Annotated in this window: 24 protein-coding genes; 17 read left to right on the top strand and 7 right to left on the bottom strand. The window is 69.6% G+C overall.

What is annotated here, in order from left to right; translation table 11 throughout:
- Positions 1-6: 6 nt before the first annotated feature.
- The 3 genes from H4281_RS16520 to H4281_RS16510 all read right to left on the bottom strand — a co-directional run bounded on the left by H4281_RS16520 (position 7) and on the right by H4281_RS16510 (position 3696).
- Positions 7-804 carry a helix-turn-helix transcriptional regulator gene (locus H4281_RS16520; RefSeq protein WP_182891807.1) on the bottom strand — a complete coding sequence of 266 codons (798 nt, stop codon included), beginning with the start codon at positions 802-804 and terminating at the stop codon, positions 7-9.
- Between the two features lie 113 nt (positions 805-917).
- Positions 918-3026 (bottom strand): 2Fe-2S iron-sulfur cluster-binding protein, encoded by a 2109-nt coding sequence (locus tag H4281_RS16515; protein ID WP_182891806.1) that lies wholly within the window; start codon positions 3024-3026, stop codon positions 918-920.
- A gap of 106 nt (positions 3027-3132) precedes the next feature.
- Positions 3133-3696: a CGNR zinc finger domain-containing protein gene (locus H4281_RS16510; protein WP_182891805.1), complete on the bottom strand. Its 564-nt coding sequence runs from the start codon at positions 3694-3696 to the stop codon at positions 3133-3135.
- Between the two features lie 82 nt (positions 3697-3778).
- On the opposite strand from H4281_RS16510, the gene H4281_RS16505 reads away from it, so the two are divergent.
- Positions 3779-4933, top strand: coding sequence for an epoxide hydrolase family protein (locus H4281_RS16505; RefSeq protein ID WP_182891804.1), 1155 nt, complete (start codon positions 3779-3781; stop codon positions 4931-4933).
- 73 nt (positions 4934-5006) lie between these two features.
- Positions 5007-6434 (top strand): alpha/beta hydrolase, encoded by a 1428-nt coding sequence (locus H4281_RS16500; RefSeq protein ID WP_182891803.1) that lies wholly within the window; start codon positions 5007-5009, stop codon positions 6432-6434.
- A gap of 3 nt (positions 6435-6437) precedes the next feature.
- Here the strand turns inward: H4281_RS16500 and H4281_RS16495 are convergent, their stop codons facing one another.
- A complete protein-coding gene (locus tag H4281_RS16495; RefSeq protein WP_182891802.1) occupies positions 6438-8303 on the bottom strand; it encodes an FAD-binding monooxygenase in 1866 nt (621 codons plus the stop codon).
- Between the two features lie 131 nt (positions 8304-8434).
- Here H4281_RS16495 and H4281_RS16490 point away from each other — a divergent pair, with 131 nt between their 5' ends.
- The 4 genes from H4281_RS16490 to H4281_RS16475 are packed head-to-tail and all read left to right on the top strand — an operon-like array spanning position 8435 to position 11752.
- Complete coding sequence (locus tag H4281_RS16490) at positions 8435-9091, top strand: IclR family transcriptional regulator (RefSeq protein WP_182891801.1); 657 nt, start codon at positions 8435-8437, stop codon at positions 9089-9091.
- A 37-nt stretch (positions 9092-9128) separates the two neighbouring features.
- Positions 9129-10133: a D-cysteate sulfo-lyase gene (gene cuyA, locus H4281_RS16485; protein ID WP_182891800.1), complete on the top strand. Its 1005-nt coding sequence runs from the start codon at positions 9129-9131 to the stop codon at positions 10131-10133.
- Positions 10130-10801, top strand: coding sequence for a cysteate racemase (cuyB, locus tag H4281_RS16480; protein WP_182891799.1), 672 nt, complete (start codon positions 10130-10132; stop codon positions 10799-10801). The genes cuyA and cuyB overlap by 4 nt, the downstream gene beginning before the upstream one ends.
- 12 nt (positions 10802-10813) lie before the next feature.
- Positions 10814-11752, top strand: coding sequence for a GNAT family N-acetyltransferase (locus H4281_RS16475; protein ID WP_182891798.1), 939 nt, complete (start codon positions 10814-10816; stop codon positions 11750-11752).
- On the opposite strand, the gene H4281_RS16470 is transcribed toward H4281_RS16475, so the two are convergent.
- Entirely contained in the window at positions 11739-12869 is a 1131-nt protein-coding gene (locus tag H4281_RS16470) for an FAD-dependent oxidoreductase (RefSeq protein ID WP_182891797.1), read from the bottom strand. The genes H4281_RS16475 and H4281_RS16470 overlap by 14 nt on opposite strands.
- A gap of 180 nt (positions 12870-13049) precedes the next feature.
- On the opposite strand from H4281_RS16470, the gene H4281_RS16465 reads away from it, so the two are divergent.
- From H4281_RS16465 to H4281_RS16415, 11 genes are all read left to right on the top strand, one after another.
- Positions 13050-13334, top strand: coding sequence for an alkylmercury lyase (locus H4281_RS16465; RefSeq protein ID WP_182891796.1), 285 nt, complete (start codon positions 13050-13052; stop codon positions 13332-13334).
- A gap of 105 nt (positions 13335-13439) precedes the next feature.
- A complete protein-coding gene (locus H4281_RS16460) occupies positions 13440-13982 on the top strand; it encodes a TetR/AcrR family transcriptional regulator (RefSeq protein WP_182891795.1) in 543 nt (180 codons plus the stop codon).
- Between the two features lie 188 nt (positions 13983-14170).
- Positions 14171-15610: an aldehyde dehydrogenase family protein gene (locus H4281_RS16455; protein WP_182891794.1), complete on the top strand. Its 1440-nt coding sequence runs from the start codon at positions 14171-14173 to the stop codon at positions 15608-15610.
- A 24-nt stretch (positions 15611-15634) separates the two neighbouring features.
- On the top strand, positions 15635-16906 hold the full coding sequence (locus tag H4281_RS16450) for an aminotransferase family protein (RefSeq protein WP_182891793.1): 1272 nt from the start codon (positions 15635-15637) through the stop codon (positions 16904-16906).
- An 11-nt stretch (positions 16907-16917) separates the two neighbouring features.
- Positions 16918-17958, top strand: coding sequence for an extracellular solute-binding protein (locus H4281_RS16445; protein ID WP_182891792.1), 1041 nt, complete (start codon positions 16918-16920; stop codon positions 17956-17958).
- Positions 17955-18836, top strand: coding sequence for an ABC transporter permease (locus tag H4281_RS16440; RefSeq protein ID WP_182892114.1), 882 nt, complete (start codon positions 17955-17957; stop codon positions 18834-18836). Before H4281_RS16445 ends, H4281_RS16440 begins: the two co-directional genes overlap by 4 nt.
- Positions 18829-19650: an ABC transporter permease gene (locus H4281_RS16435; protein ID WP_182891791.1), complete on the top strand. Its 822-nt coding sequence runs from the start codon at positions 18829-18831 to the stop codon at positions 19648-19650. Before H4281_RS16440 ends, H4281_RS16435 begins: the two co-directional genes overlap by 8 nt.
- Positions 19647-20672, top strand: a complete 1026-nt coding sequence (locus H4281_RS16430; RefSeq protein WP_182891790.1) for an ABC transporter ATP-binding protein — start codon at positions 19647-19649, stop codon at positions 20670-20672. The genes H4281_RS16435 and H4281_RS16430 overlap by 4 nt, the downstream gene beginning before the upstream one ends.
- A complete protein-coding gene (locus tag H4281_RS16425) occupies positions 20669-22291 on the top strand; it encodes an amidohydrolase (protein ID WP_182891789.1) in 1623 nt (540 codons plus the stop codon). The genes H4281_RS16430 and H4281_RS16425 overlap by 4 nt, the downstream gene beginning before the upstream one ends.
- A 6-nt stretch (positions 22292-22297) precedes the next feature.
- A complete protein-coding gene (locus tag H4281_RS46230; RefSeq protein WP_182891788.1) occupies positions 22298-22936 on the top strand; it encodes a flavin reductase family protein in 639 nt (212 codons plus the stop codon).
- Positions 22937-23013: 77 nt separating this feature from the next.
- Positions 23014-23679 (top strand): DNA alkylation repair protein, encoded by a 666-nt coding sequence (locus H4281_RS16415; RefSeq protein WP_182891787.1) that lies wholly within the window; start codon positions 23014-23016, stop codon positions 23677-23679.
- A gap of 9 nt (positions 23680-23688) precedes the next feature.
- On the opposite strand, the gene H4281_RS16410 is transcribed toward H4281_RS16415, so the two are convergent.
- Positions 23689-24390 carry a hypothetical protein gene (locus H4281_RS16410; protein ID WP_182891786.1) on the bottom strand — a complete coding sequence of 234 codons (702 nt, stop codon included), beginning with the start codon at positions 24388-24390 and terminating at the stop codon, positions 23689-23691.
- A gap of 25 nt (positions 24391-24415) precedes the next feature.
- A complete protein-coding gene (locus H4281_RS16405) occupies positions 24416-24667 on the bottom strand; it encodes a hypothetical protein (protein ID WP_182891785.1) in 252 nt (83 codons plus the stop codon).
- Between the last annotated feature and the right edge of the window lie 337 nt (positions 24668-25004).

The raw sequence follows: 25004 nt of genomic DNA, 5'->3' as shown, positions 1-25004 counted from the left end.
CCTGGTTCAACCTAACCTCGCCAGCCGCGCGCCGCCTCTCCATTCTTGCGCTCCCGCCGACGCCAGCGGGGGCAGCGCGACCAGCACCGGAGGCGACCACGAGGGCGCGAGGTCGAGCCGGACGTCCTGGCGCAGCGGCACCGGCCCGGCCCGGATCCGCACCGGCCGGGCGGCCGAGCCGACCGCCTGCACGCTCGGCGCGAGCTGTGCGCGCGGTCCGGCGGACGAGGGCAGTGCGCAGGCCAGCAGCCGGTAGGTGCCCGCGGGCACGTCGACGAGCGTGAACTCCAGGTCCGGCCCGAGGAGCGAGCCGCTGACGGGGACGCCGCGCGCGGAGGACGCGGAGAACAGCCCGACGTACACCGCCGGGGCTCCGTCGAGCGCGGACACGGCGGCCGGGCTCAGCAGTGCGCGGCCGGTGACCGCCCCGCCCGCGCAGTCCGGACCCGCCACCCGCACCGGTTCCGGCGGGTGCTCGGCGAGGAGGCCGGGCAGCTGCCGGAACCGGTGCGGGCTCACCCCGACCGCCGCGGTGAACCGCGTGGTGAACGTGCCCGGCGCGGAGAACCCGACCTCGTGGCAGATGTCGACCACCTTCTCGCCGGTGTCCAGCAGTAATTCCTTGGCGAGCTGGAACCGTTGCGCGGCAAGGAATTTCCCCGGCGGCAGGCCGATCTCCCGCTCGAACGCGCGCGCCAGGTGGAACGGGCTGTACCGGACGTGGTCGGCCACGTCCTCGAGCGTGAGCTGCCGGGTGCGTCCGGCGGCCAGGAACCTCGCCGCCTCCAGCACGGCGTCCCGCATGTGCACACCTCCTCGGATGTGCCGCCATGGTAAATCGGGGGACCGACAATTCCGGGGCGTCCGCCGTCGCGGGACCGAGCCGTGGGGAATTCGCCGGGAGCGAAGCAGGTGTGTCAGCCGTCCTCCGCCTCGACGACGACATCCGAACGCGGGCAGCTCACGCAAGCCAGCACGTACCCGTCCGCACGTTGCCGGGGCGTCAGGCAATTCGGCTGCTTCATCGCCACCTCCCCCGAGCGCAAGCGAACCAAGCACTCGCCGCAATTCCCGACAGTGCACGAATACGGCATCGGCAACCCCGCAGCGAGCCCGGCATCGAGCAACGTGTCACCGGGTTCGACCGTCGCCGCTCCGACGTTCTCGACGACCATTTCCCGCGGAGCGCTGCTCATTGCCGGGTCGAAAGCGCCGCTGGTGTACCGCTCCTCGTGGAATCGCCCGTCCGGCACGCCCAGTTCGCCGACCACCGCCCTGGCCGCGGCCGTCACCGGTGCAGGCCCGCAGACGCAGTACTCGGCCGCCGGGGAAGCGTCGCCCAGCCAGCGGCGCAGCAGGTCCTCGTCGATGCGGCCGCGTTCGCCGGCCCAGTCGGCGTCCGGACGCGACTGCACGTGCGTGATCCGCAACCGCCGCGGATGGCGTTGCTGCAAACGGGCCAGCTGAGCGGCGAAGATGGTTTCGTCCGAAGACCGGCTCGCGTACAGCAGCGAGATCCGGCTGCGGCCCGGCCGCGCAAGCCGCGTGCGGAGGACGCTCATCATCGGCGTGATTCCGCTGCCCGCGGCGATCAGCACGAGGTCCGCGCGCGGGTCAGGGCGGAATGAACCGGACGGGCCGCGCACCCGCAGCCGGTCGCCGACTCGCAGATGGTCGTGCAGGTAGGTCGAGAAACGACCGTTGGCGACGCGTTTCACGGTCACTTCGAGCCGCTTCGTTCCGGGCCTGGACGAGGCGGAGTACGCCCGGCGCACCAACCGGCCGTCGAGATCGGCGATCAGGGTGAAAAACTGGCCGGGACGGAAGTCGAAGCTGTCACCGTCGGTCAAAACGATGGTCACTGCCTGCGGGGTTTCGCGGCGGATCTCGGAAACCCGCACGGTCCGCAGCGATCGGTCGAGTTCCGGTGCGGAATCGGCATAGCCCTCGTCGTGGAGCTGGCTGCGGTAACCGCGGTCGATGCCGAATCTGATCAGTTTCGGGAACTTCGCGAGCAGCTTGAACAGGAATCCTGTCGGCGCACCGGCCGCGGTGCTGAGCGACGCGTGCTTCACCGCCAGCGCCATCAGATCGGGCACCTCGGCACGGTCGACGTGCGCCTCCGGACGCCACAGTCGCGAGCGTTCGATCGCCTCGCTGTGCACGAGTTCGGCGTGTGTCACGTCGATCATCAGCGCGACTTGGGGAAGATTTCCGCGGAGGGCCAGGGGTTCCAGCAACGCCGGGTCGTTGGTGAGGGAGGCGGTGCCGCGCAGCTGGAGGATCTCGGTGCGGCCGGGGACGAGCGCGGCGAGGGCGAGTTCCGGGTCTTGGAGCAGGTTGTGCGCGGTGTCGGCCCGTTTGTTGCCGTTGCGGTCCGGCAGCAGAATCGTGCGGCCGTCGACGATCTGGGCGAATCCGGGTTGGTCGCCGCGCGGGCTGGTGTCGCTTCCGCCTGCCGTGTCGCCGGTGGTGAGGACCAGGAACGGGCAGCGAGCCAGGAAATCGGCGATGCCGGGCTGGGCCAGCGGACCGTCGCCGGCGGTGCTGGTCGGCGGCGAAGCGCGCACGGGCCGCGGTTGCCAGAGCTTGGAACGGAAGACGCACCGTCCACAGTGGAGGTAGACCTCCTGGACAGCCACCGTGGTTTCGCGGCCGTCGGTCGCGGTGACAGTTCCGTTGAGCCGCAGGGTTTCGCCGACGCCGGGGAGCAGGATCACGAACGAAATGCCGTGGTCGATCGCCGGTTCCGGGGCAGTGGCGGGCAGCGCGAAGCAGAGCTGCGTGGGGGAGCGGACGTGCAGGAAGCCGGGTGCTCCGCCGGCGAACGTGCTGTGCCGGGCGCCGTCGGCGGTCCGGTAGCCGCAGCCGGCGAACGGCGAGTGCGCCAGGATCGTTTCGCAGCCTTCGTCGAGCCGGTCGAGTTGTTTCAGCATGATCGCCGCGCCGGGTCGGCCGATCGCGGCTTCCAGCTCCTCGACAGTGGTCGTCCGGCGGGCGAAGGCTGCCAGGTTCTCACTGGTCATGACTATATTGTGAGCTTTAGCTCGGGTATTTGGCCACTCGCTTTTCCGACCCCGCCAAACCGGTGTTCAGCGGGGCTCGGGAACAACCTTGCTCACATTCCGAGGGTCACTTCGCCGCCGCGCGGTTCGCGTTGAAGCGCGCCTTCTTCTGCCGGTTCCCGCACGTGTTCATGTCGCACCACCTGCGGGTGCGGCTCTGGCTGGTGTCGAAGAACGCGGCCTGGCAGGTCGGCGACGCGCACAAGGCCAGTTTCCCGTCCCGTTCGCCCGAGATGATGCTGATCGCGTCGGCGGCGATCACTCCGAGGGCGTCCTCCACCGCGGTAGCCGAGTCGAGTTGCCAACGCCGTTCGCCGTCCGGCGTCAGGACCGCTGAGGCCCTGCCCTGTGCGCTGCGGGCGTTGATGATCTCGACCGCAGCGGCGGGGAGCGGGTCCTGGAGTGCGGCCGCGGTCGCGGCGGCGTGAATCGACTCCCGCAGTTCCCGGGCGAGTTCGAGTTGCCCGGTGGTGCAGGAGTCCACGGCGAGGCCGCTCACCGCGAGCCAATCCGCGAGCCGCTGCGGGGTCGGAATGCGCTCGACGGCCTCGCCGCGGCGCTCGGTCAGGGTCGCCGTGAAGCTGGTCGCGAGCACGGTGCCGAGGCGGAAGTCAGGGAACCCAGCAGGCATGGAACCAGCTTAGCCGGTTGCGCTTGGCGGTGGGCAGCTGCTAGAACCGTCTTAGCCAGTTCCAGTCACGCGAGGAGGACCCATGACCGCTCTGACCAGCGAAGCAGAAGCATTCGAAGCCCGGGCGACGGACGCTGAGCTCGACGATCTCCGGGCGCGGCTAGCCGCGGCGAGGCTTCCGGAAGCCGAAACGGTGCACGGTCCGCGCCGCTGGGACCAGGGCGTTCCGCTCGCCGACCTGGTCGATCTCGTGCACTACTGGCGCACCGAGTACGACTGGCGTTCGTTCGAGACGCGCCTTGGCCGGATCGGCCAGTTCCGGACCGTCATCGACGGGCTGGGAATCCACTTCCTGCACCGCCGGTCCCCGCGTGCGGACGCCACCCCGCTGATCGTGACGCACGGCTGGCCGGGCAGCGTCGCGGAGTTCGTCGACGTCGTGGACGCCTTGGCGGATCCCGAAGACCCCAGCGTGCCGGCTTTTCACGTCGTGGTTCCGTCGCTGCCCGGCTTCGGATACAGCGACAAACCGGCCACGACAGGCTGGGGAACGGAAAAGATCGCGGCCGCGTGGGTGCAGTTGATGGAACGACTCGGGTATCGCGAGTTCTTGGCCCACGGCGGCGACTGGGGCGGCAATATCACCACAGTTCTCGCCGGACGGTTCCCGGAGCGGGTTCTCGGTGTCCACACGCTCTTCGCGGAAGGCCCGCCCGGGTTGCCGGCTGACGGCCTGACCGCGCAAGAGCGCCGGTGGACCGAGGAAACCCGCCATTTCTGGCGGCATCGCGCGGCGTATGCGAAACAGCAGGCGACCCGGCCGCAGACCATCGGGTACTCGCTCGTCGACTCGCCGGTCGGGCTGCTGGCCTGGATCGTGGACAAGTTCGCGGAATGGTCGGACACCGAGAACAGTCCTTTCGAGACTATTTCCCGGGACCGTGTCCTGGACGACGTCACGTTGTACTGGCTGACGCGATCCGGAGCGTCGGCGGCCAGGATTTACTACGAGAGCCACAATTCGCTGGATCCCGAACTGCGCGTGGACGTTCCGGCGGCGATCAGCATGTACCCCCGCGACACGGAGAAAACCCCGCGTCCCTGGGCACAGGAGCGGTTCCGGCAGATCGTCCGGTGGCGCGAGCCGGAACGAGGCGGGCATTTCCCGTCGCTGGAAGTGCCGGAGTACTTCGTCCGCGACCTGCGCGAAGGGCTCGCCGCGGTGCTGCGGGGGTGACAAATGGCAGGGGTCGGGCCCGGCGTCGGCTGGTGTGGTGAATCGGCAACTCCGATCCGAGAAGGAGAGCTGAATGCGAAAGACCATGCCGATCGCGCTCGCCGCAGCGGTGCTGGCGGGGGTGGTGTCCGCGGCCCCAGCGTCGGCTGGGCCAATGCGGTGGGGCGCTTGCCCGGGTCAGCCCGGCCTGGAGTGTTCGACCGTGACCGTTCCGCTGGACTACCGGCATCCGGACGGGCGGACGATCGACCTCGCGGTGTCCCGGCTGTCCGCGGCGAAGCCGGAGAAGCGGCGCGGGGTGCTGCTGGTCAACCCCGGCGGTCCGGGCATCGCGGGGTTGCGCGTCCCGCTGGCGCAGCCGTTTCCGCAGGCAGTGCGGGACAGCTACGACATCGTCGGCTTCGATCCGCGCGGGGTCGGCTCCAGCGCGGGGCTGACCTGCGGCCTGAACGACGCCGACAAGACGCTCGCGGCCAACCCGCCCTATCCGCACAACCCGGCGGAGGTGGCGAAGTCGGCCGAGTCGGCGCAGCGGATCGCCAGGCAGTGCACGAGTTCGGAGACCGCGGACCTGTTGCCCTTCATCACCACCGCCAACACGGCGCGGGACATGGACCGGATCCGGGAAGCCCTGGGCGAGGCGAAGATTTCCTACTACGGGGAGTCGTACGGCACCTACCTCGGCGCGGTGTACACGACGTTGTTCCCGGACCGCAGCGACCGGATCGTGCTGGACAGCAGCTTGCCGCCGGAGGGCTACGACGTCGAGGCGTTGCGGGCGCAAGGCATGGGTTTCCAGCTGCGGTTCCCCGACTTCGCCGAGTTCGCCGCGAAGCACGACCAGGACTATCACCTGGGCGCGACTCCGGCGGCGGTGACGGCGAAGTACTACGAACTGGCGGACCGGCTGGACCGGAAACCGGAATCCGGGTTCGACGGGACGGCGTTCCGCGGCTTCACGTCCGGGGAGCTCCGGAATGACGCGAGTTTCCAGGAGCTTGCCACGTATTGGCATCTGCTCGACACGCATCAGCCGCTCCCCGGCGCGGCCGCGAAGCCGACCAGTGATCGCGGCAGCTTCCCGGTCGGCTACCTCGGGGTGATCTGCGGCGATTCGCAGTGGCCGACGTCCGTGCGGACCTATCAGCGCAACGTCGAGATCGACCGGACGCGGTACCCGATGTACGGCGCTTACGCCGCCAATATCCGGGCGTGTGCGTACTGGCCGGCGCCGGTGGAGCAGAAGGTGCGGATCACCGGCGCCGGACCGGCCGACGTGCTGATGGTGCAGAACCTCCGCGACCCGGCGACGCCGTTGCCCGGGGCCTTGCGCACGCGGTGGGCGCTCGGCTCCCGGGCCCGGATGGTCACCGCTGACCAGGGCGGGCACGTCGCTTACGGGGCAGGCGCGAACAACTGCCTGAACGACGCGGCGACGGCGTACCTGGTCGGCGGGAACTTCCCGGCGCGGGACCGTTTCTGCCCGGCCGAGCGTTCTTGACGGCTATTCGGTGCTGAAGATCGGCGCGAAGAACGCGGCCAGTCCGGCGGTTGCGGTGAGGGGAAGGACGTTCGCGACGTACTGGTCCGGCCGGACCACCACGACCGCGCCATCCGGCGAGATCCCGCGGGCGGCGAAGATGTCGTCCGCGGGATCTGCCGCGTAGACCTTCTCGTAGTCGATCAGCGAGAAGGGGCCGGTGCGGGGCAGGAAAACCTCGGGAACCTCGCCGAGATCGACCTCCTCGTACGGCTGCGGGTAGATCACCTTCACGTCGAACCAGGCGTCGATGTCCAGATTCTCCGGGGTGTGGGCCACGACCGGCGAGTCCGGGGAATTCCCGAGCCAGCCGGCGAAATCGGCCACCGGGGCGGCGGGTCCGAAAACGTAGACGCGCCAGCGGCCGTCGGCCTGGGCGTGGTGTCCTAAGTGGATCAGGTTCGCGTCGCAGACTCGCATGACGGGTGCCGACTTGAAGCGTTTGCCGATCGGGAACCCGGTCGCCAGATCTTGGTGTTCGGGCGTGGCGATGAGCACGGAAGGCTGGTAGCACGTCAGGAAACCGGACGGGAATTCGAAGGTCTTCACGTAGAACTCTTCCAGCTCCGCCGGATCGGCCAGGTCTTCGGGCCGGGCCGCCATGAGGGTCGACCATTCCTTGTCGAAGTCGATGAGGTTTTTCGCGATCAGCTGGCGTTCCGCGGAGTAGGTGGACAGCAGCGAAGCGGGACCGCGGCCGTCGAGGACGTGGCCGAGTTTCCAGCCGATGTTGAACCCGTCCTGCATCGAGACGTTCATGCCCTGTCCGGCTTTCGCGCTGTGCGTGTGGCAGGCGTCGCCGGTGATGAAGACGCGCGGCAGCCGGGTGTCGCCGGCGGGAACGTCGTCGAATTTGTCCGTGAGCCGGTGGCCGACCTCGTACACGCTGTGCCAGGCCGCATTCTTGACGTCCACAGTGTAGGGATGCATGATCGCGTTGGCGCGCGCGATGATCTGGTCGATCGTCGTCTTCCGCACCGCGCCGTGGTCGTCCTCGGAGACCTCGCCCAGATCGACATACATCCGGAACAGTGCGCCGCCCTCGCGGGGGATCAGCAGGATGTTGCCGCCGTCGTGGGACTGGATGGCGCATTTCGTGCGGATGTCCGGGAAATCGGTGACGGCGAGGACGTCCATCACGCCCCACGCGTGCAAAGCCTGATCGCCGACGAGCTGCCTGCCGATCGACTCGCGCACCGCGCTGCGGGCGCCGTCGCAGCCGACCACGTATTTCGCTCGGACAACGCGATCCTCGCCGGTGCGCGGGCCGGCGGTATGCCGCAGCGTGACGGTCACCGGATATTCGTCGCCCTCGGTAATGGTCAGCGACTGGAATTCCAGGCCGAAATCGGGCGTCATCCGGCTCGGCGAGTGGGCCATGTACTCGGCGAAATAGTCCTGCACGCGGGCCTGGTTCACGATGAGGTGCGGGAATTCGCTGATCCCGGTCGGGTCGTCGGGCACGCGCGACGAGCGGACGATGCGCTTCGGATCGGCGGGATCGGGTTTCCAGAACGACATCGTGGTGATCCGGTAGGCCTCCTCGACGATCCGGTTCGCGAACCCGAAGGCCTGGAACGTTTCGACGCTGCGCGCCTGGATCCCGTCCGCCTGCCCGACTTCGAGCCGCCCGCCCCGGCGTTCGACGATGCGCGTGGCGACGTGCGGGAACCGGGACAGCTGCGCGGCGGTGATCATGCCCGCGGGGCCGGTGCCCACGATCAGCACGTCGACCTCGTCCGGCAGTTCCGCGGGCCGGTCGATTCCGGTTCCGGCGGCGGGGAGGACGCGCGGTTCGCCGGAAACGTAGCCGTGGTGGTGGAACTGCATGGATTTCCTCACCTCACTGTGAGCACCAGGGGACCGTGTTCGATAATAGAACTCGTTGTTCAATTATTGAGTACAACGATGCTAAGGTGGGCCGCTCCGGTGCACAAGACCCCGCGGGGAAGGACCGAGTCGTGACGGAAGCCAAGCAAGCGGCCGGGTCGCAGACGTTGTCGCGCGGGCTCACCGCGCTCGAAGTGCTCGCCGAGGCCGACGCGCCGCTGTCGATCGGCGAGCTGGCTTCGCGGCTCGGGCTGCACCGGTCGATCGCCTACCGCATCGTGCGCACGCTTGAGGACCACGGGCTGGTCGTGCGCGGCGCGAATGGCGAATTGGAACTGGGAGCGCGGCTGGCGGCGTTGGCGCGCAACGTTTCCCGTGATCTTCAGTCGACCGCGCTGCCCGAGTTGACCGTGCTCGCGAACGAACTCGGCATGACGGCGTTCCTGGCGACGCTCGACGGCGAGGATTCCGTGGTCACGCTGGCCAGCGTCGAACCGCGGCAGGCGACGGCGGCGGTGGCACAGCGGCCGGGCAGCCGGCATCCGATCACCGACGGCGCGCCGGGTCGCGCGATCCTGCAACAGCTGCGCGGGGAAAAAACGCCGTACGAAACCAGTCACGACGAGGTGATTCCCGGGCTGTCGTCGATCGCGGTGCCGCTCGCGGTGCCCGGGCAGCATCCGGCCGCGCTCGCGGTGGTGTATTTGACCGGTCCGGCTGATATCTCTGCGATCGGCGCGCGGCTGGCGCGGGCGGCGCAGGTGATCCGGGCCGAACTGCATCCGTGACGGACGCGGTGGACAGCGGCCGGGCCCGGGACGCACGATGGCGTCCGTGGTACAGACGACGCGCTTCGCCCGCTTCCCGCTCGGACACTTCCCGACCCCGCTCGAACCGCTGGACCGGCTCACCGCGCGGCTGCGCGAACGGCACCGGGACGTACCGGACCTCTGGATCAAACGCGACGACTGCACCGGATTGGCGACCGGCGGCAACAAGACGCGCAAGCTGGAATTCCTCGTCGGCGACGCGCTCGCGCAGGGCGCCGACACGCTGATCACCCAGGGCGCGACGCAGTCCAACCACGCCCGGCAGACCGCCGCGGCCGCCGCGCGCGCCGGGCTGTCCTGCAAACTGCTGCTGGAACAACGGCAGGTGCGCGACGAGGAGTACGAGAACTCCGGCAATGTGTTCCTCGACGAACTGCTCGGCGCGGAGATCGTGGACCGTGTGCCGGCCGGAACTGATATGCCAGCGGCGATGGAGGACGTGGCCGCGAAGCTGCGCGCGGAGGGACGGCGGCCGTACGTGATCCCGGGCGGCGGGTCGAATCCGATCGGCGCGCTCGGGTACGTCCAGTGCGCGCTGGAACTGGACGCCGCGCCGGTCCCGGTCGACTGGGTAGTGCACGCGACCGGCAGCACTGGCACACAGGCCGGGCTCGTCGCCGGATTGCGCGCGGTGCACAGTCCCGCGCGAGTGCTCGGCGTCAGCGTGCGGCAGCCGGAAGCACGGCAGATCGACGCGGTGCACGGGCTCGCCGGCCGGACGGCTGAGCTGATCGGCGCCGAGGTTTCCCGCGACGACGTGCTGGTGGACGACCGCTGGGTCGGCGAGGGCTACGGCGTGCCGACCCCGTCCATGGCGGACGCGGTGCGGCTGCTCGCCGAGACCGAAGGGATCCTGCTGGACCCGGTGTACTCCGGAAAGGGATTCGCCGGCCTGCTCGGCGGGATCGAGGAGGGCCGGTTCTCCGCGGCCGACCGGGTGGTGTTCGTGCACACCGGAGGCGTCGCCGGACTGTTCGGCTACCGGTCGACGTTCCAGTGATCGCCGGCATCCTCGGCGGCATGGGTCCCGCGGCGACCGCGGAGTTCTACGCGAAGCTCATCGCGCGCACAGCTGCCGAGCGCGATCAAGACCACCTTCGCGTGGCGATCTGGGCGGACCCGACGGTGCCGGACCGGGTCGCCGCGGTTCTCGACGGGAGCACCGATCCGTACCCGGCATTGCTTGCCGGGGCGGGAAAACTGCGGGACCTCGGCGCGTCCGTGATCGCGATTCCTTGCCATACCGCGCATTTCTTCCTGCCCCGGCTGGCCGCGGACAGCGGGGCGCCGTTCGTGGACATGGTCGCGGAAACGGCGGAATTCCTTGCCGGGCGAACGGGTCCGGTCGGACTGCTCGGCACTCGCGGGACGATCGCCGCCGGGCTGTACCAACGGCGAGTACCCGAGGTCGAGTGGGTAGTGCCGTCCGAGGCGGGGCAGCGGGAAGTCGACGCAGCGGTGGCGGCGGTGAAACGCGGCGATATAGCCGGTGGTGCGGCGCATTTCGACCGGGCGCGGGTCGACGCGCCGTTGTCGGTGCTGGCGTGCACAGAACTTCCGTTGGCGGCGGGGAAGTCGGGCAAGGTGCTGGACCCGACGGATCTGCTCGCCGACGCGGTGATCCGCCGCTGCGGCGGAAAACCGGTCGACGTCCGGCCGCCCGCCTGACAGAGTCCGGCCATGACTGATCTGCTGACCGCCGCGGATGTGCTGCTCATGCAGGATCTCGCGCAGCGGATCACCGCCGTGCGCCCGGAACTCGTCAACAGCGACGCCTCCTACGGCGAGCTGGCCTGGAACTGGGGCAAAGGCCATGCCGCACAAGGCGCGAGCTGGGTCCGCCGGCTGTGGTTCGCGGGCGACGGCCTGGCCGCGTGGGGCTGGGCGCAACTGCCCCGGAGCGTGCGGCTCAATGACGGCTCCGCCAAGGATGTCACCGGTGCTTATCTGGCATATCAGGTGCATCCCGACCACGCCGGGCTGGCCGACGACGTGATCGAATGGTTCGACGCCGCCGCGGACGGCCTCGAACGCACCGTGCTTCCCGGAGCGGCCGACAAGTTCGGCCTGGAACGCTGGGCAGCGCACGGCTACAGGCCCGATCCGGACGGCCTCGGCGACACCGGATCCTGGACGCAGCTGAACGAACGCGACCTCGAGGCGCTCGAAACGCCGGTGCTGCCGTCCGGATTCCGCTTCCGTACCGCCGCCGACGCGGGACCGGAGGCGGCTGTCCAGGCGCATGCGGACGCTTGGGGCGTGACCGCGTACACGCTGGACGGCTACGAGGGCGTGCGCGCGACTCCGGCTTATCGCGGTGACCTGCATGTCCTGGTCGAAGCGCCGGACGGGACGATGGCGGCGTCGACGATCATGTGGTTGGACGAGGTGAACAAGACCGTCGAGTTCGAGCCGGTGGGCACGCATCCGGGCTATCGGCGGTTGGGGTTGGGGCGGGCGATGTTGCTGCACGGGATGGATCGTGCGCGCGCGGCCGGGGCTGCCCACGCGACGGTTGCTTGTCTTGGTGCGCCCGGGCATCCGTCGGCGCGGGGGTTGTACTACGGCGTTGGATTCCGCGAGGTGTGCCGGGACGTGCCGATGCTCAAGCCCGCGTGAGCGGCGGCTGTCCCATCCGCATCGCGCCGAACTTCGCGGACATTCGGACCGCGTCGAAGCCGTAGTCGATCATCGCCGTTTCGTACTCGCGCAGCGCCGGGAGGACATCGGTCTCGGTGAGCTTCGCGGCGAGCAGTTCGGCGTCGCGCAGGGCGATGTTCGCGCCGACGCCCACCGCTGGGCTCATCGCGTGGATCGCGTCTCCGAGCAGGGTCACCGGCGTTGTCGGCCACGGCTCGATCGGCACGCTCGTGCGCATGAAGATCGGGAACAGCGTCTCGGGATCGGCGAGGGCCAGCAGCTCGCTCGCCTTCGGATTCCACTTGCGCGCCAAGGAAACTGTCATGTTCCGCAGCTCAAGGCCGGAGGCGGCGCGGAGTTCGTCGTCGGAGTACGGCAGCAGTTCGGTGCGCGCGGCGAGCAGGCACATCACGTAGTCGCTGGTGTCGGTGAGGCCCGGCAACGACACCGGACGCCGGGAGTGGACCGGGGCGATGCCGATGTGCTGGTTGTCCGGGCCGAACAGCCCGCGGTAGATGCCGAACCATTCGTCGGGGATCAGTTCGGCGGTCTCGCGGGAGAGCGGGAAGCGGCCGTACATGATGCGCACGCCGGTGTCCACGACGCGAGCGTGCGGCAGATATTGCCGTCGTAGCACGGAATTCACGCCGTCGGCGGCGACCAAGACGTCCGCGGAAGCGGTGGATCCGTCGGCGAACGTCGCGGTGACGGTGTCGTCCAGGCGGTAGCCGGTGCACTCGCGGCCGAACTCGACGACGTCGTCCAGTCCGTGGAGGAGGATCTCGCGCAGGGTCAGGCGGTTGATCGAGACATTGCGTTCGACGGGTTCCTCCGGCGGCGTCCCGTTGAGGTAGCTGGTACGCGACGGCGTCGAACTGGCATCCCAGATCGCCTGGCTGAGATGCGCAGGAAGCAGCCGCTTGAGCGCGTCGAGGCCGTGCGGGTCGAGCCGCAGGCGATACCCCTGCAACCGGTCGGCGGCTGAGATATCGCGTTCGCGGACTGTGACGTCCACACCGGCGCGGTGCAATCCCTGGGCGAGCGCGAGACCGCCGACGCCGGCTCCGATGATCAGGACGCGAAGTTTTCCGGGCACAGCGAATTCCCCTTCTGGATACGGGCCGAGGGGACGTGCTGGACGCACCGGAAAGGTGCGGGTACGAGCGCGCTGCGCCGCCCGGACTACCCGCCGGGCTGTGGCTTTCGACGTCCTGGGCCAGCCTAGCTTTTTCCGGATCCGGATTGTCAAGGACCGATTTCGGCCTAGGCTGGAGTCATGTGCGCACCGGGGCCGGAGATCCGCGGGACACGGGTGGAACTGCTGACCGCACCGGACTGCCCGAACGCCGAGGCGGCCCGGTCTTTGGTGGCCGAGTGTCTCGCCGAGAGCGGCCTCGACACGACGGTCGTCGAACGCGTCGGCCGCTACCGCTCGCCGACGGTCCTGGTCGACGGGGCCGACGTGATGGGCCCGGCCGGGTCGGTCGCGGGGGAGGCCTGCCGTCTCGACGTGCCGACCCGGGAGCGGGTGCTCACCGCGTTGGCGGCCGTGAAGGCCTGACCGGAAGCCCTTGCAGCTCGCGAGTTGTCTTCGGGGCACCCGTCGCTCTGGTTCACATTACAAATGTAATGTAGCGTAGGCCCGACGGCGGCCGAGGAGGTGCGGATGAGCCGGTCCGGAACCGCGGACGACCCCGCCGGGACGAAGCTCGCCCTGCGCCGGGCGGCGGTCGGCGTGGTCGCTTCCGACGGGCTGCGCGGCCTCACCTACCGGGCGGTCGCGCGGGCGGCGGGCTGCACCACCGGCGCGGTCCAGCATCATTTCTCTTCCATCGACGACCTCCTCCAGTCCTCTTTGGACCTGGTGCTGGAGGAAAGCGCGGAAAACGGCCTGATCGGCGCCCGCACCGGCGTCTACGCGGACGGTCCCGAGGTGCGCCAGCGGTTCCGGGACAGCGCGGACCTGCAAGTGTTCCAGTACCAGCTGGTCGTGGAGGCGGCGCGGCGGCCCGAATTGCGGCCGGTCGTGCGGCGGCTCTACGGCGGCTATCTCGCCGCGGTCGGCAAGGAACTGTCGGCCGACGGCGGGCTGGCCCAGCTCGTGTTCTACGCCCTCGACGGAATGTTCCTGCACCAGGCGGCGGACCCGGACGTCGATCCAGGCCCGGCGCTCGAAGCCCTGCGCGGCCTGCTCGCGGCCGCACGGTAACCGAACTCGAGTCCTCACCCCGGCCGCGCACGACGCAGCCGGGGTCGAAGTGTTGCCGGATACCGTTGCACCGCAAGAACTTCCCACTGTCCTTTCCGGAATTTCGCCGCCGCTCAGGTGTTGACTTAATCAACACCTAGGGGTCAGACTCGGCGCATCCCGAACCCGCCGACCCGAAAGGCGTACCGATGCCCGACACCGCCGCCGCGACCTTGCTGATCGACGGCCGCTGGCAGTCCGCCCCGGCGACGTTCGACGTCGTCGACCCCGCGAGCCTCGCCGTCGTCGGCCAGGCCGCCGACGCGGGGCCCGAGCGGGCGCGAGACGCACTGGCCGCGGCCGCGCGCGCCGCCCGCGGCTGGGCGGGCGCCGATCCGGAGACCCGCAGCGGCCACCTGCGCGCCGCGGCCGCCGGAATCCGTGCCCGGCAAGGCGAACTGGCCGCGCTGCTGAGCCGTGAGAACGGGAAACCGCTCGCCGAGGCGAACGGCGAACTGGCCGGGGCCGCCCGGATGCTGGAGTGGGCCGCCGAGGAGGGCCGCCGCGCGTACGGGCGGGTCACCCCGGCGAACGCGGCCGGTCCCGGCCTCGTGCTGCGCGCCCCGGTCGGCCCGGTGCTCGCGATCACGCCGTGGAACTTCCCGGCCAGCATGCTGATCCGCAAGGTCGGGCTCGCGCTCGCGGCGGGCTGTCCGGTCATCGCGAAACCGGCCGAGCAGACCCCGCTGATCGCCACCGCGCTGCTGGAGATCGTGCAGGACACCGGACTGCCCGGCGGCGTGCTGCAGTCGCTGACCACCGCGCGGCCGGCCGAACTCGTCGGCGCGCTGCTGGCCGACCGGCGGCTGCGCAAGGTCAGCTTCACCGGGTCAACCGAGGTCGGGCTCGGCCTGCTGCGCCAGACCGGCGACATCCTCCGCCGCACGTCGCTCGAAATGGGCGGGCACTCACCGGCGATCGTGTTCGACGACGCCGATCTCGAAGCGGCCGCGGCGGGCGTCGTCACCGGGAAGTTCTTCAACGCCGGGCAAAGCTGCACCGCGGTGAACCGGCTCTACGTCCACGAAAGCGTCCGCGACGATCTGCTTTCCTTGATCGAAAAGAAAACCGCCGCGCTGAAGGTCGGCCGGGGCGACGCCGAGGGCACCGACGTCGGGCCGCTCATCGACGAGGCCGGGCTGGCGAAGGTCGAGAACCAGGTCGCGGACGCGGTCGGCAAGGGCGCGCGCGTGCTCGTCGGCGGCAACCGGTGGACGGATTCCGCGCTGCCGGGCCATTTCTTCGAGCCCACCGTGCTGGACGGCGTCACGCCGGACATGCTCATCAGCCGCGAGGAAACGTTCGGCCCGGTGCTCGCGGTGTCGGCCTTCCGCACCGACGACGAGGCCGTCGAACTGGCCAACTCCACCGATTACGGCCTCGCCGCCTACGTGTTCGGCACCGATCTGCGCCGCGTCTGGCGCACGCTCGACCGGCTCGACTTCGGCGTGCTCGGCGTCAACGACCCGGCTCCGGTGCGCCCGGAACTTCCCTTCGGCGGCCAGAAGAACTCCGGCCAGGAACGCGAAGGCGGGGCCGAAGGCATCGAGGCCTACACCGAGACCAAAGCCGTCGCTCTGCGGTTCTGAACCGCTCCCCGAAAGGAATCCGCATTGACTGACCTCGCCTCCCTCGATCAGCGCACCCTCATCCATCCGCACACCGTCATCGGCGATCCGGCCGAACCGCTCGTCCTCGACCGCGGCGAAGGCGCGCTGCTGTGGGACACCGACGGCAACCAGTACCTCGACGGCACCTGCGGCCTGTGGCAGTGCCCGGTCGGCCACGGCCGTGCCGAACTCGCCGACGTCGCTGCCGAGCAGATCCGCAAACTGGAGTTCTACTCGTCCTTCGGCGACTACTCCAACGCCCCGTCGATCCGGCTCGCCGAACGCCTGCTGTCGCTCGCCCCGGCGGGTCTGGAGCGGGTTTTCCTCACCAACGGCGGTTCGGAGGGCAACGAAACCGCGATCAAACTCGCCCGCCTCGCCTTCCATCACGCCGGTTCGCCGGAGCGCACGGTGGTGCTGGCACGGCACGGCGGCTACCACGGCATGGGCGGCGCCTCGCTGGCCGCGACCGGCATCGAGGGCCTGCGCGCCGGGTACGGCCCGCTGCTGCCGGACGTCGAATGGCTCGGCAAACCGCACGGTATCGAGCACGGTCCCGACGCGACAGACATTCTGGTGGCAGAGCTGGAACAGCGCATCGAGGAGATCGGTCCACATCGGATCGCCGCGTTCATCGGGGAGCCTGTGCTCGGTGTCGGCGGAATGGTGCCGCCGCCGGAGGGCTACTGGCCGCGCGTGCAGGAAGTGTTGCGCCGAAACGGGATTCTGCTGATCGTGGACGAGATCGTCACCGCGTTCGGTCGTACCGGGCACTGGTTCGGCAGCGAGCGTTTCGGCGTCGAACCGGACATGATCGTGACCGCGAAAGGGCTCACCAGCGGGTACATTCCGATGGGTGCGGTCCTCATTGGACGAAGGGTGCTCGAACTCGCCGAAGGCGCGACGTTCCTGCACGGTTTCACCTACAACGGCCACCCGGTCGGCGCGGCGGTCGCGCTGGCGAACCTCGACCTCATCGAAAAGGAGAACCTGCTCGAACGCGCCACCGCCCTCGGCGCCAGGCTGCGTGCGCGGCTCGACCCGCTCGCCGAACTGCCGCACGTGCGCGAGGTCCGCGGCGTCGGCCTGATGCTCGGCATCGAGTTCGCGGACCGGCCGACCGCGCCGGTGCAGGCGGGCTGCCGCGCGGACGGCGTGGTGGTCCGCGCGTCCGGGACCAGCATCGTGCTGTCGCCGCCGCTGGTGATCACCGAGGACCAGATCGACACGCTGGCCGACGTGCTGTGCAAGCACGTCGCGGTCGCGGCGAGCTGAACGGAGGAGCCATGAGACGCCGGATACCGACGCTGCTGTCCGCCGCGCTTCTGCTCACCACCGCCGGCTGCGCGATTTCCGAAGGCGGGCCGAACTCGCTCGTGTTCGTGTCCTACGGCCAAGGCGCTTACCAGGCGGGCCAGCGCGCCGCGTGGCTGGATCCGTACGAGAAGCAGACCGGGACCACGGTCACCCTCGACGGCCCGTCGAGCAACGCCAAGCTCAAGGCGATGGTCGAGGCGGGGAAGGTGACCTGGGACGTCGTCGACACCGACGCGTCCGCCGCCGCCGCGGTGTGCGGGAGCCTGCTCGAACCCGTCGACATGGGCGCGCAGGCCGCCGGGTTCCCGGAGGGCTCGCTCACCGATTGCGGGGTGCCGGACGCCTTCTTCGGCATGATGCTGATGTACAACTCCAAGGTCTACGGCCAGCATCCGCCGGCGAAACTCGCGGATTTCTTCGACCCGAAGCAGTTCCCCGGCCGCCGCATCATCTACGGCGGCGACCCGAGCGTCGGCACCATCGAAGCCGCGCTGCTGGCCGACGGCGTGCCGCGGGACAAGCTCTACCCGCTCGACATGCGCCGCGCGCTGCGGATGTACGACCGGATCCGGCCGCAGCTGGCCATCAGCAGCACCTACGGCGACCAGCAGCAGCGCATGGCGGGCGGACAGGCGGACCTGGCGCTGATCGTCAGCGCACGGGCGTTCTCGCTGCTCAAGGCGGGGGCGACGAACTGGAAGGTGGTGCCGGACATCCCGGTGCCGGTGACCTGGGACGTACTCGTGGTGCCGAAGGGGACGGCACGCGCCGAGGAGGCCAAGAAGCTCATCCGCTTCGCCTCGCAGCCGGCGCAAGCGGCGGACTTCGCCGCGCGGGCGGGCGTGGGACCGGCCAACACGGCCGCCCCCGCCGCCCGTTCGGAGATCGGCCGCCAGCTCGACATCTGGGGCGAGGGCAAGGAGGACTTGCGAGTGCTCAGCAACGTGCGCTATTGGGCGGCGAACCGGCCCGAGCTGGTGAAGGCGTGGTCGGATTGGACGACCGGATGACCGCCGTGGCGACTCGCGTCCCGGCCGTGCCGCGGGCCGGGCGCGAGAAACGGCGGACCTCGTGGCTGCTGCTCCCCGCCGCGGCGGTGGTGCTGGTGTTCTTCTTCTACCCGCTCGCCGTGATCCTGTGGCGGAGCTTCACCGAGCCCTCGTTCGGGGTCGCCAATTACCTGGCGGTGCTCGGCGACGAGGTGCAGATCCGCGTGCTGCTGCGGACCCTGCGGACCGCGCTGATCATCACCGTGGCGACGCTCGTCATCGCGTACCCCTACGCCTACGCGATGACCCTCGTCGGCCGTCGTGCCCGGTCGGTGCTGACGCTGCTGGTGCTGATGCCGTTCTGGACGAGCCTGATGGCGCGCAACTTCGCCTGGTACGTGCTCGAACAGCGCGGCGGCGTCATCGACCGGATGCTGTCGGCGATCGGCATCGACGGCGTCGTCCTGCTGGGTTCGGTGGCCGGCGTGACGGTCGCGATGGTGCAGGTGATGCTGCCGTTCATGGTGCTGCCGCTGCAAAGTTCGATGCTCAGCATCGACCGCAGCCTGCTGCACGCGGCGGGCAGCCTCGGCGCGCGGCGTCCGGTGGCGTTCCTGCGGGTATACGTGCCGCTGTCGATGCCGGGCGTGCTGGCCGGGGTTTCGGTGGTGTTCATCATGTCGCTGGGCTTCTACATCACCCCGGCGCTGCTCGGCACGCCGCAGCAGGCGCTGGTCGCGCAGGTGATCGGCACCCAGGTCAACGACCTGCTGGACTTCGCGGGCGCGGGCGCGCTCGGGACGATCCTCCTGGTCGTCACGCTCGTGGTGCTCGCCGTGCTCAGCCGTGTGGCCGCGCCGCTGGGCACCAGTGCGGCCGGAGGTGCCGACCGTGGCTGACAATCCGTCCATCAGCAGGGCCGCCGCGGTGCGGCAGCGGAGCCTCGGCTGGGGCCTGCGCGTCTGGGTCGCCCTCGTCGCGTTCGTGCTCGTCGCGCCGACGCTCGTGGTGATCCCGATGAGCTTCGGCGCGGGCTCGACGTTCGAGTTCCCGCCGAAGGACTGGTCGTGGCACTGGTACGCGGAGTTCTTCACCAGCAAGCAATGGCTGGCCGCACTGGCGAATTCGGTGCAGGTCGGGCTGCTCGCGGCGGCGCTGGCGACCGTGCTCGGCGTGGCGGCCGCGCTGGCGCTCGACCGGATGCGCAGCCGCGGCCGGGGCGTCGTCCGGCAATTGCTGATGGCTCCGATGATCCTGCCCGGCATCGTGGTGGCGGTCGCGATCTACGGCGTTTTCCTGCGCTGGCAGCTGAACGGCACGATGCTCGGTTTCGTGCTGGCGCACGCGGTACTGGGGCTGCCGTTCGTGCTCACTTCGGTGCAGACCAGCCTCGCCGGATACGACCCGATCATGGAGAAAGCCGCGGCCAGCCTCGGCGCGCCCCGGTTCACGACGCTGCGCAAGGTCGTGCTCCCGATCATCGCGCCCGGCGTGCTGTCCGGCTTCGTGTTCGCCTTCGCCACGTCGTTCGACGAGGTCGTGGTCGCGTTGTTCCTGCAGACGCCGGCGATCAAGACGCTGCCGGTGAAAATGTACGAATCGATCGTGCTGGAAATCGACCCGACGATCGCCGCCGCGTCGAGCCTGATCGTCGTGTTCACCACCATCCTGCTGTTCGTCCCCGCCGTTCTGCGCCGAAAAGAGCAATCATGACTGACGGAATCGCGACCGCACACGTGACGAAGGCCTACCCCGGCGTCGGCCGGCCCGCCGTGGACGACGTTTCGCTGCACATCGCCGACGGCGAGTTCATGACCTTCCTCGGCCCGTCCGGTTCGGGCAAGACGACCATGCTGTCGATGATCGCCGGGTTCACCCCGCTCACGTCCGGATCGATCACTGTGGACGGTCAGGAGATCTCGCGGCTCAAACCGCACCGGCGGAACCTCGGCGTGGTTTTCCAGCAGTACGCGCTGTTCCCGCACATGTCGGTGGCGCGCAATGTCGCGTTTGGACTGACTCAGCGCAAGGTGCCGAAGCCCGAGATCGCGCGGCGGGTGGACGAGGTGCTGGAGCTGGTCGGGCTGTCGGCGGTGCGGGATCGGTTGCCGCGCCAGCTTTCCGGCGGTCAGCAGCAGCGCGTCGCTCTCGCACGCGCGGTGGTGTACGAACCGCGTGCGTTGCTGATGGACGAGCCTTTGGGCGCGTTGGACAAGAAGCTGCGCGACCAATTGCAGCGGGAGATCGCGCGGATGCACCGGGAACTGGGCATGACGTTCCTCTTCGTGACGCACGATCAACAGGAGGCGCTCACGTTGTCGGACCGGATCGCGGTGTTCAACGACGGCCGGATCGAACAGGTCGGCACGCCCGAGGAATTGTACGAGCGGCCGGAAACGTTGTTCGTCGCGCAGTTCGTCGGGGAGTCCAACGCGTTGTCGCTGACGCCGGGGGAGGTGACTGTCGTGCGGCCGGAACGGTTGACCCTGCACACTTCCGCGGAGCCAGTCCCGAGTGGACACCAGCGGGCGAGCGCGCAGGTGACCGACATCGTGTACGTCGGCGACCACACGCGGATTTGGCTGCGGTATTCCGATGGCGCGCGCGGTTGTGCGGTGCTGTCGGCCGGGGTCGCGCACGAGCATCGGCCGGGGGACGAGGTGGTCGTGGCGTGGCATCCGGACCATCAGGCCGTGGTGCCGAGCGGCGGCGTTCCGGAATTGGCGGCGGTATGACTGAGGATGTGCTGCTGCGCGGCGGCGTGGTCCGGACGTTCGATCCGGTAGCCGGGACCGTTTCCGCGGTGCTGGTTTCGGACGGCCGGATCGCCGCGGTCGGCGACGACAAGACGGTTTCCGCCGCTGCCGCACCGGATGCGCGGGTCGTCGAGCTGGCGGGCCGGACTGTCCTGCCTGGACTGAACGACGCGCATTTGCACCTGGCTTTCCACGCCGCCGCCGGTCCGGAGTTCTGTGTGGACCTTTCCGCCGCCTCTTCGTTGGATTCGGTGGCTCGTGCGCTGGCTGACGCGCCGCCGGGGGAGTGGATCGTCGGCCGCGGCTGGCGGGAAACGACGATCGCCGAATTCGCCGGCGGCCGGGCGGCTCCGACCCGCGCCTGGCTCGACGGCGTGACTGGCTCGCAGCCGACCGTGCTGCACCACGCGTCGTCACACGAGGTGTGGGCGAACAGCGCGGCGCTTGAGCGAGCCGGAATCACCGCGGCGACACCGGATCCGGAAGCCGGGGAGATCGTGCGGGACTCCGCTGGCGAGCCGACCGGGATCCTGGTCGAGAGCGCGCAGGAACTGGTCGCTTCGCTGGTGCCGAAGCCGAGCCGGGCCGTCCGGCTGGATTCGATCGTGCGCGGCATGGAACGGTTGAACGCCCTCGGGATGACCAGCGTGACCGACCCGATCGTCCCGCCTGACCTGTGGCAGGACTACCGGGACCTGCACGCCGCCGGCCGGCTGCGGATGCGGATCACCGCGCTGCTGCACTGGAACTGGCCATCGCCGACGACCTCCGCCACCTCGCTCGCGCAGTTGCTGGACGAGACGGACTTCTCCGTCGGCGACGACCTGCTGCGGATCGGCGGCATCAAACTGTTCGCCGACGGGGTGCCGACGCACTGCACCGCGTGGATGCATTCGCAGTACCCCTCCGGCGGGCACGGCAGCCTGGTGACCTTCGGCCCCGACGACGACGCGCGCGTGCGTGAGCTGCACGAACTGGTCCTGGCCGCCCACATCCGGCGGGTTCGCGTGCAAGTCCACGTGACCGGGGACCGAGCCGCGGACGCGGTAGTCGACGCGATCGAGGCGGCCCAGGCGGCCGACCCCTGGCCGGCGGCACGGCACGCCCTGATCCATGGCACTTTCCTGTCCTCCGCCGTGCTCTCCCGCCTGGCTCGGTCGGGAATCGGGGTCATCACCAGCTCGCTGATGCGCACCTACAGCGGCCCGTCAATGGTCCGCGTGCTGGGCGAGGCTCGATGGGCCGACGCCTTCCCCGCACGAGCCCTGCTGGACCACGGCGTGGTGGTCGCCGACAGCTCGGACGCCCCGGTCACCGTGCCCGACTGGCGCCGCGGCGTCGCGACCTTCACCGGCTCGCCCGGCCCGAACGCCTACTCCGCGGTGGCCAGCCCGCTCACCAGGGAAGAAGCTCTGCGGCTGTGGACCACCGGCCCGGCTTGGCTGGAACACGCGGAGACCGCCAAGGGCACGCTCAGCGTCGGCTCCCTCGCCGACCTGGCGGTCTTCGCCCACGATCCGGTCACCGCTGCGGGCCCGGAGTTGCTGAGCGTACGGTCGGAACTGACCATGCTCGGGGGACGGGTAGTGACAGAGTGAGGTTTCGTGTACAGCAGCAATACCGACGCTGACCGCGGCGCTTTCGTGTGGATGGTGAAGAACGCCGTCGTCCCGCGGCCGATCGCGTGGGTGAGCACGGTGGACGGCGCGGGAGTGCGGAACCTCGCGCCGTTCAGCTACTTCGCGCCGCTGACCATGGACCCGCCGACAGTGCTCTTCTCGATTTCGGAAGCGCCGAAGGACACTTTGGCCAATATCGAGGCCACGGGCGAGTTCGCGATCACGATAGCGCTGAGCGGCCAGGAGGAACTGGTCGCGCGTACTGCATCCACAGTGGACTCCTCAGTGGACGAAGCGGAGCACGTCGGGTTGTCGTGGACGCCCGGGGTGCGGATCGGCGTGCCGCATCCCGCCGGGGCCGGCCCGAGCCTGGAGTGCACGCTGGTGAAGGTCGAGGAGTTCAGGGGCTCGCACCTGGTCTTCGGCGAGGTGGTGGGAGTGGCGGTGGACGACCGGCTGCTGCGCCCGGACGGACGGCTGGACCAGGACGTGTACCACCCGGTGGGCCGCATGGGCGGCGCGACGTTCACCCGGGTGGACAACTGGGTGCGGGCGCCGATTCCCGCTCCGGAGGAGTTCCTGGCCGGGAGTCAGCACTCCGCCCCCGGTGCGCAGCCCCGCTGACCGTTCCCCTCACGAACCGGCGAGCCGGCGGAAACCCGTATGCTCGGCCCTGTCCGCACCTGAGCAGGGAGGTTCCCGTGGCCGAAGCAACCCTTTCCGGGATCCTCGACCGCCTCGCGGAACTGCACGACCCCAAAATCCGGGCCGTCAACGAGAACCACGGCGACGACCACAGCGTCAACCTCGGCAAGCTCCGCGCCCTCGCGAAGGAGCTCAAAGCCCAGCCTGGCCTGGCCCGCGAACTCTGGCAGACCGGCGACACCAACGCCCGCCTTCTCGCGGTCCTCGTCGCGCGGCCGAAGCAGTTCGACCGCGACGACCTCGACCGGATGCTGCGCGAGGCGGGCACACCCAAGGTCCACGACTGGCTCCTCGCGAACATCGTCAAGAAGAGCCGCCACGCCGAGGACCTCCGCACCGCCTGGCTCGACGACCCCGATCCGGTGGTCGCGAGCGCGGGCTGGGCACTCACCGCGGAGCGCGTCGCCAAGAAGCCCGACGGCCTCGATCTGCCCGGGCTTCTCGACGTCATCGAAGCCGAGATGAAAAGCGCCCCGCAGCGGTTGCAGTGGGCGATGAACCACTGCCTCGCCCAGATCGGCATCGAGAACCCCGGCCTGCGCGCCCGCGCGATCGGCATCGGGGAGCGGCTGGGCGTGCTCAAGGACTATCCGACGCCGCCGAACTGCACCTCGCCGTACGCACCGGTGTGGATCGCGGAGATGGTCAAGCGGCAGGGCTGACGAACAAGATCACGCCTCGGCGAGCGCGATGAAACTGCTCCAATCCGGATCGGACAAACCGAGCTGCGCACCGGCTTCAGCAAGCGCGGAAGCCGCGGAATCGATGAACCACGACGCGGTCAGCACCATCTTCGCCGCAGCAGCAGGATCGCGGCGGACTCCTTCGGGAGTCAGGTCCTGCACCTTGAGCGTATGGACGGCCGAGTCGAGCAACCGGGCGACCAGGCTGTAGGCGTTGGCCGCTTCCGTCGTGCGCGTCAGAGCCCGGAACCGCGGGCGGGCGGCTTCGACCAGATCGGGGACCAGCAGGGAGCGCAGGCGCGGCCATTCCGCCGTCATGTGGTCGTTCAGCCACCGGGACAACTGCTGGTACCGCACGGCGGCCTGCTCGAACCGGCTGCGCAGGGCGGTGATCTCCGCCGGTTCGGATTCGCCTTCCATGAACAGGATCCCGGTCGTCGCGACCACGGCCGGATCGTTGAGGTCGACGCAGCCGACGGCACCGTGCGCGGGGTCGAGCCGGTCGGGCGCGGGACTGCCCGACCACCGGGCGGCCAGCAGTTTCAAGGCGTTCGAATCGCGCCGCCAGGCCGCCGACTCCTCGAGTTTGAGCACCGAGTGGTACCGCTCGTGCTCGCGGTGATCGCGCGCCACCCGCACGTATCCGGCCAGTTCCGCCGGCGACGGACCGCCGCTCGCCTCTGCAGTCATGTCTTCGAGTCAACCAGAAAACGCCTCAGTCCAACGCGAGCGCTTTCCGGAGATCGCCGGCATTGTCCAGCAATTCGGCCGCCCCGGGACGGGTCGCGGACGCGGCCCGATGCGCGAACCGAACCTCCGCCTTCCGCTCGCCAAGGGAGAGCGGCAGCCGCCGCACGGCGAGCTGCAACGCGGTCCCCGGCAGGCCGGTCGTGTGCACCGGCCGGTCCGGATGCCCTAAGGCCGCGGCGAGCGATTCCGCGCCGACGCCGCACCGGAGGACGGGCACCGGACTGTCGACGAGACCCCCGAACCGAGCGGGAGCGGTTTGCCGGCGGGTGGCCGGGACGGCTTTTCCGAGAAATATTCGCGGTGCGTCTGCGCGGATCCCGGCACAGTTTCGGAGGCGAATGGCAACACCCCCTCAGGGCGTGACGGGTGGTTCCGGAAATCTTCCCCGTTTTCGGCGCTGACGCCAGTTTTACCTGGTTGGGGTCCCCCTATGCGGTGATTCCGGGCTCGTGAACTCCCCGCCACGGGGGAGAGCGCGGTACGAATTTCCCTGCCTGGTGTCGATGAACGCGGGTAAGCAACTCGACAATTCCGTCCTTCTCCGTGGGAGCTTG

This window comes from Amycolatopsis dendrobii (assembly GCF_014145675.1).
GTDB classification, from domain to species: Bacteria; Actinomycetota; Actinomycetes; order Mycobacteriales; family Pseudonocardiaceae; genus Amycolatopsis; species Amycolatopsis dendrobii.
The sequence above is the reverse complement of the archived record's forward strand: the minus strand, read 5'-3'. Positions and strand labels throughout refer to the sequence as shown.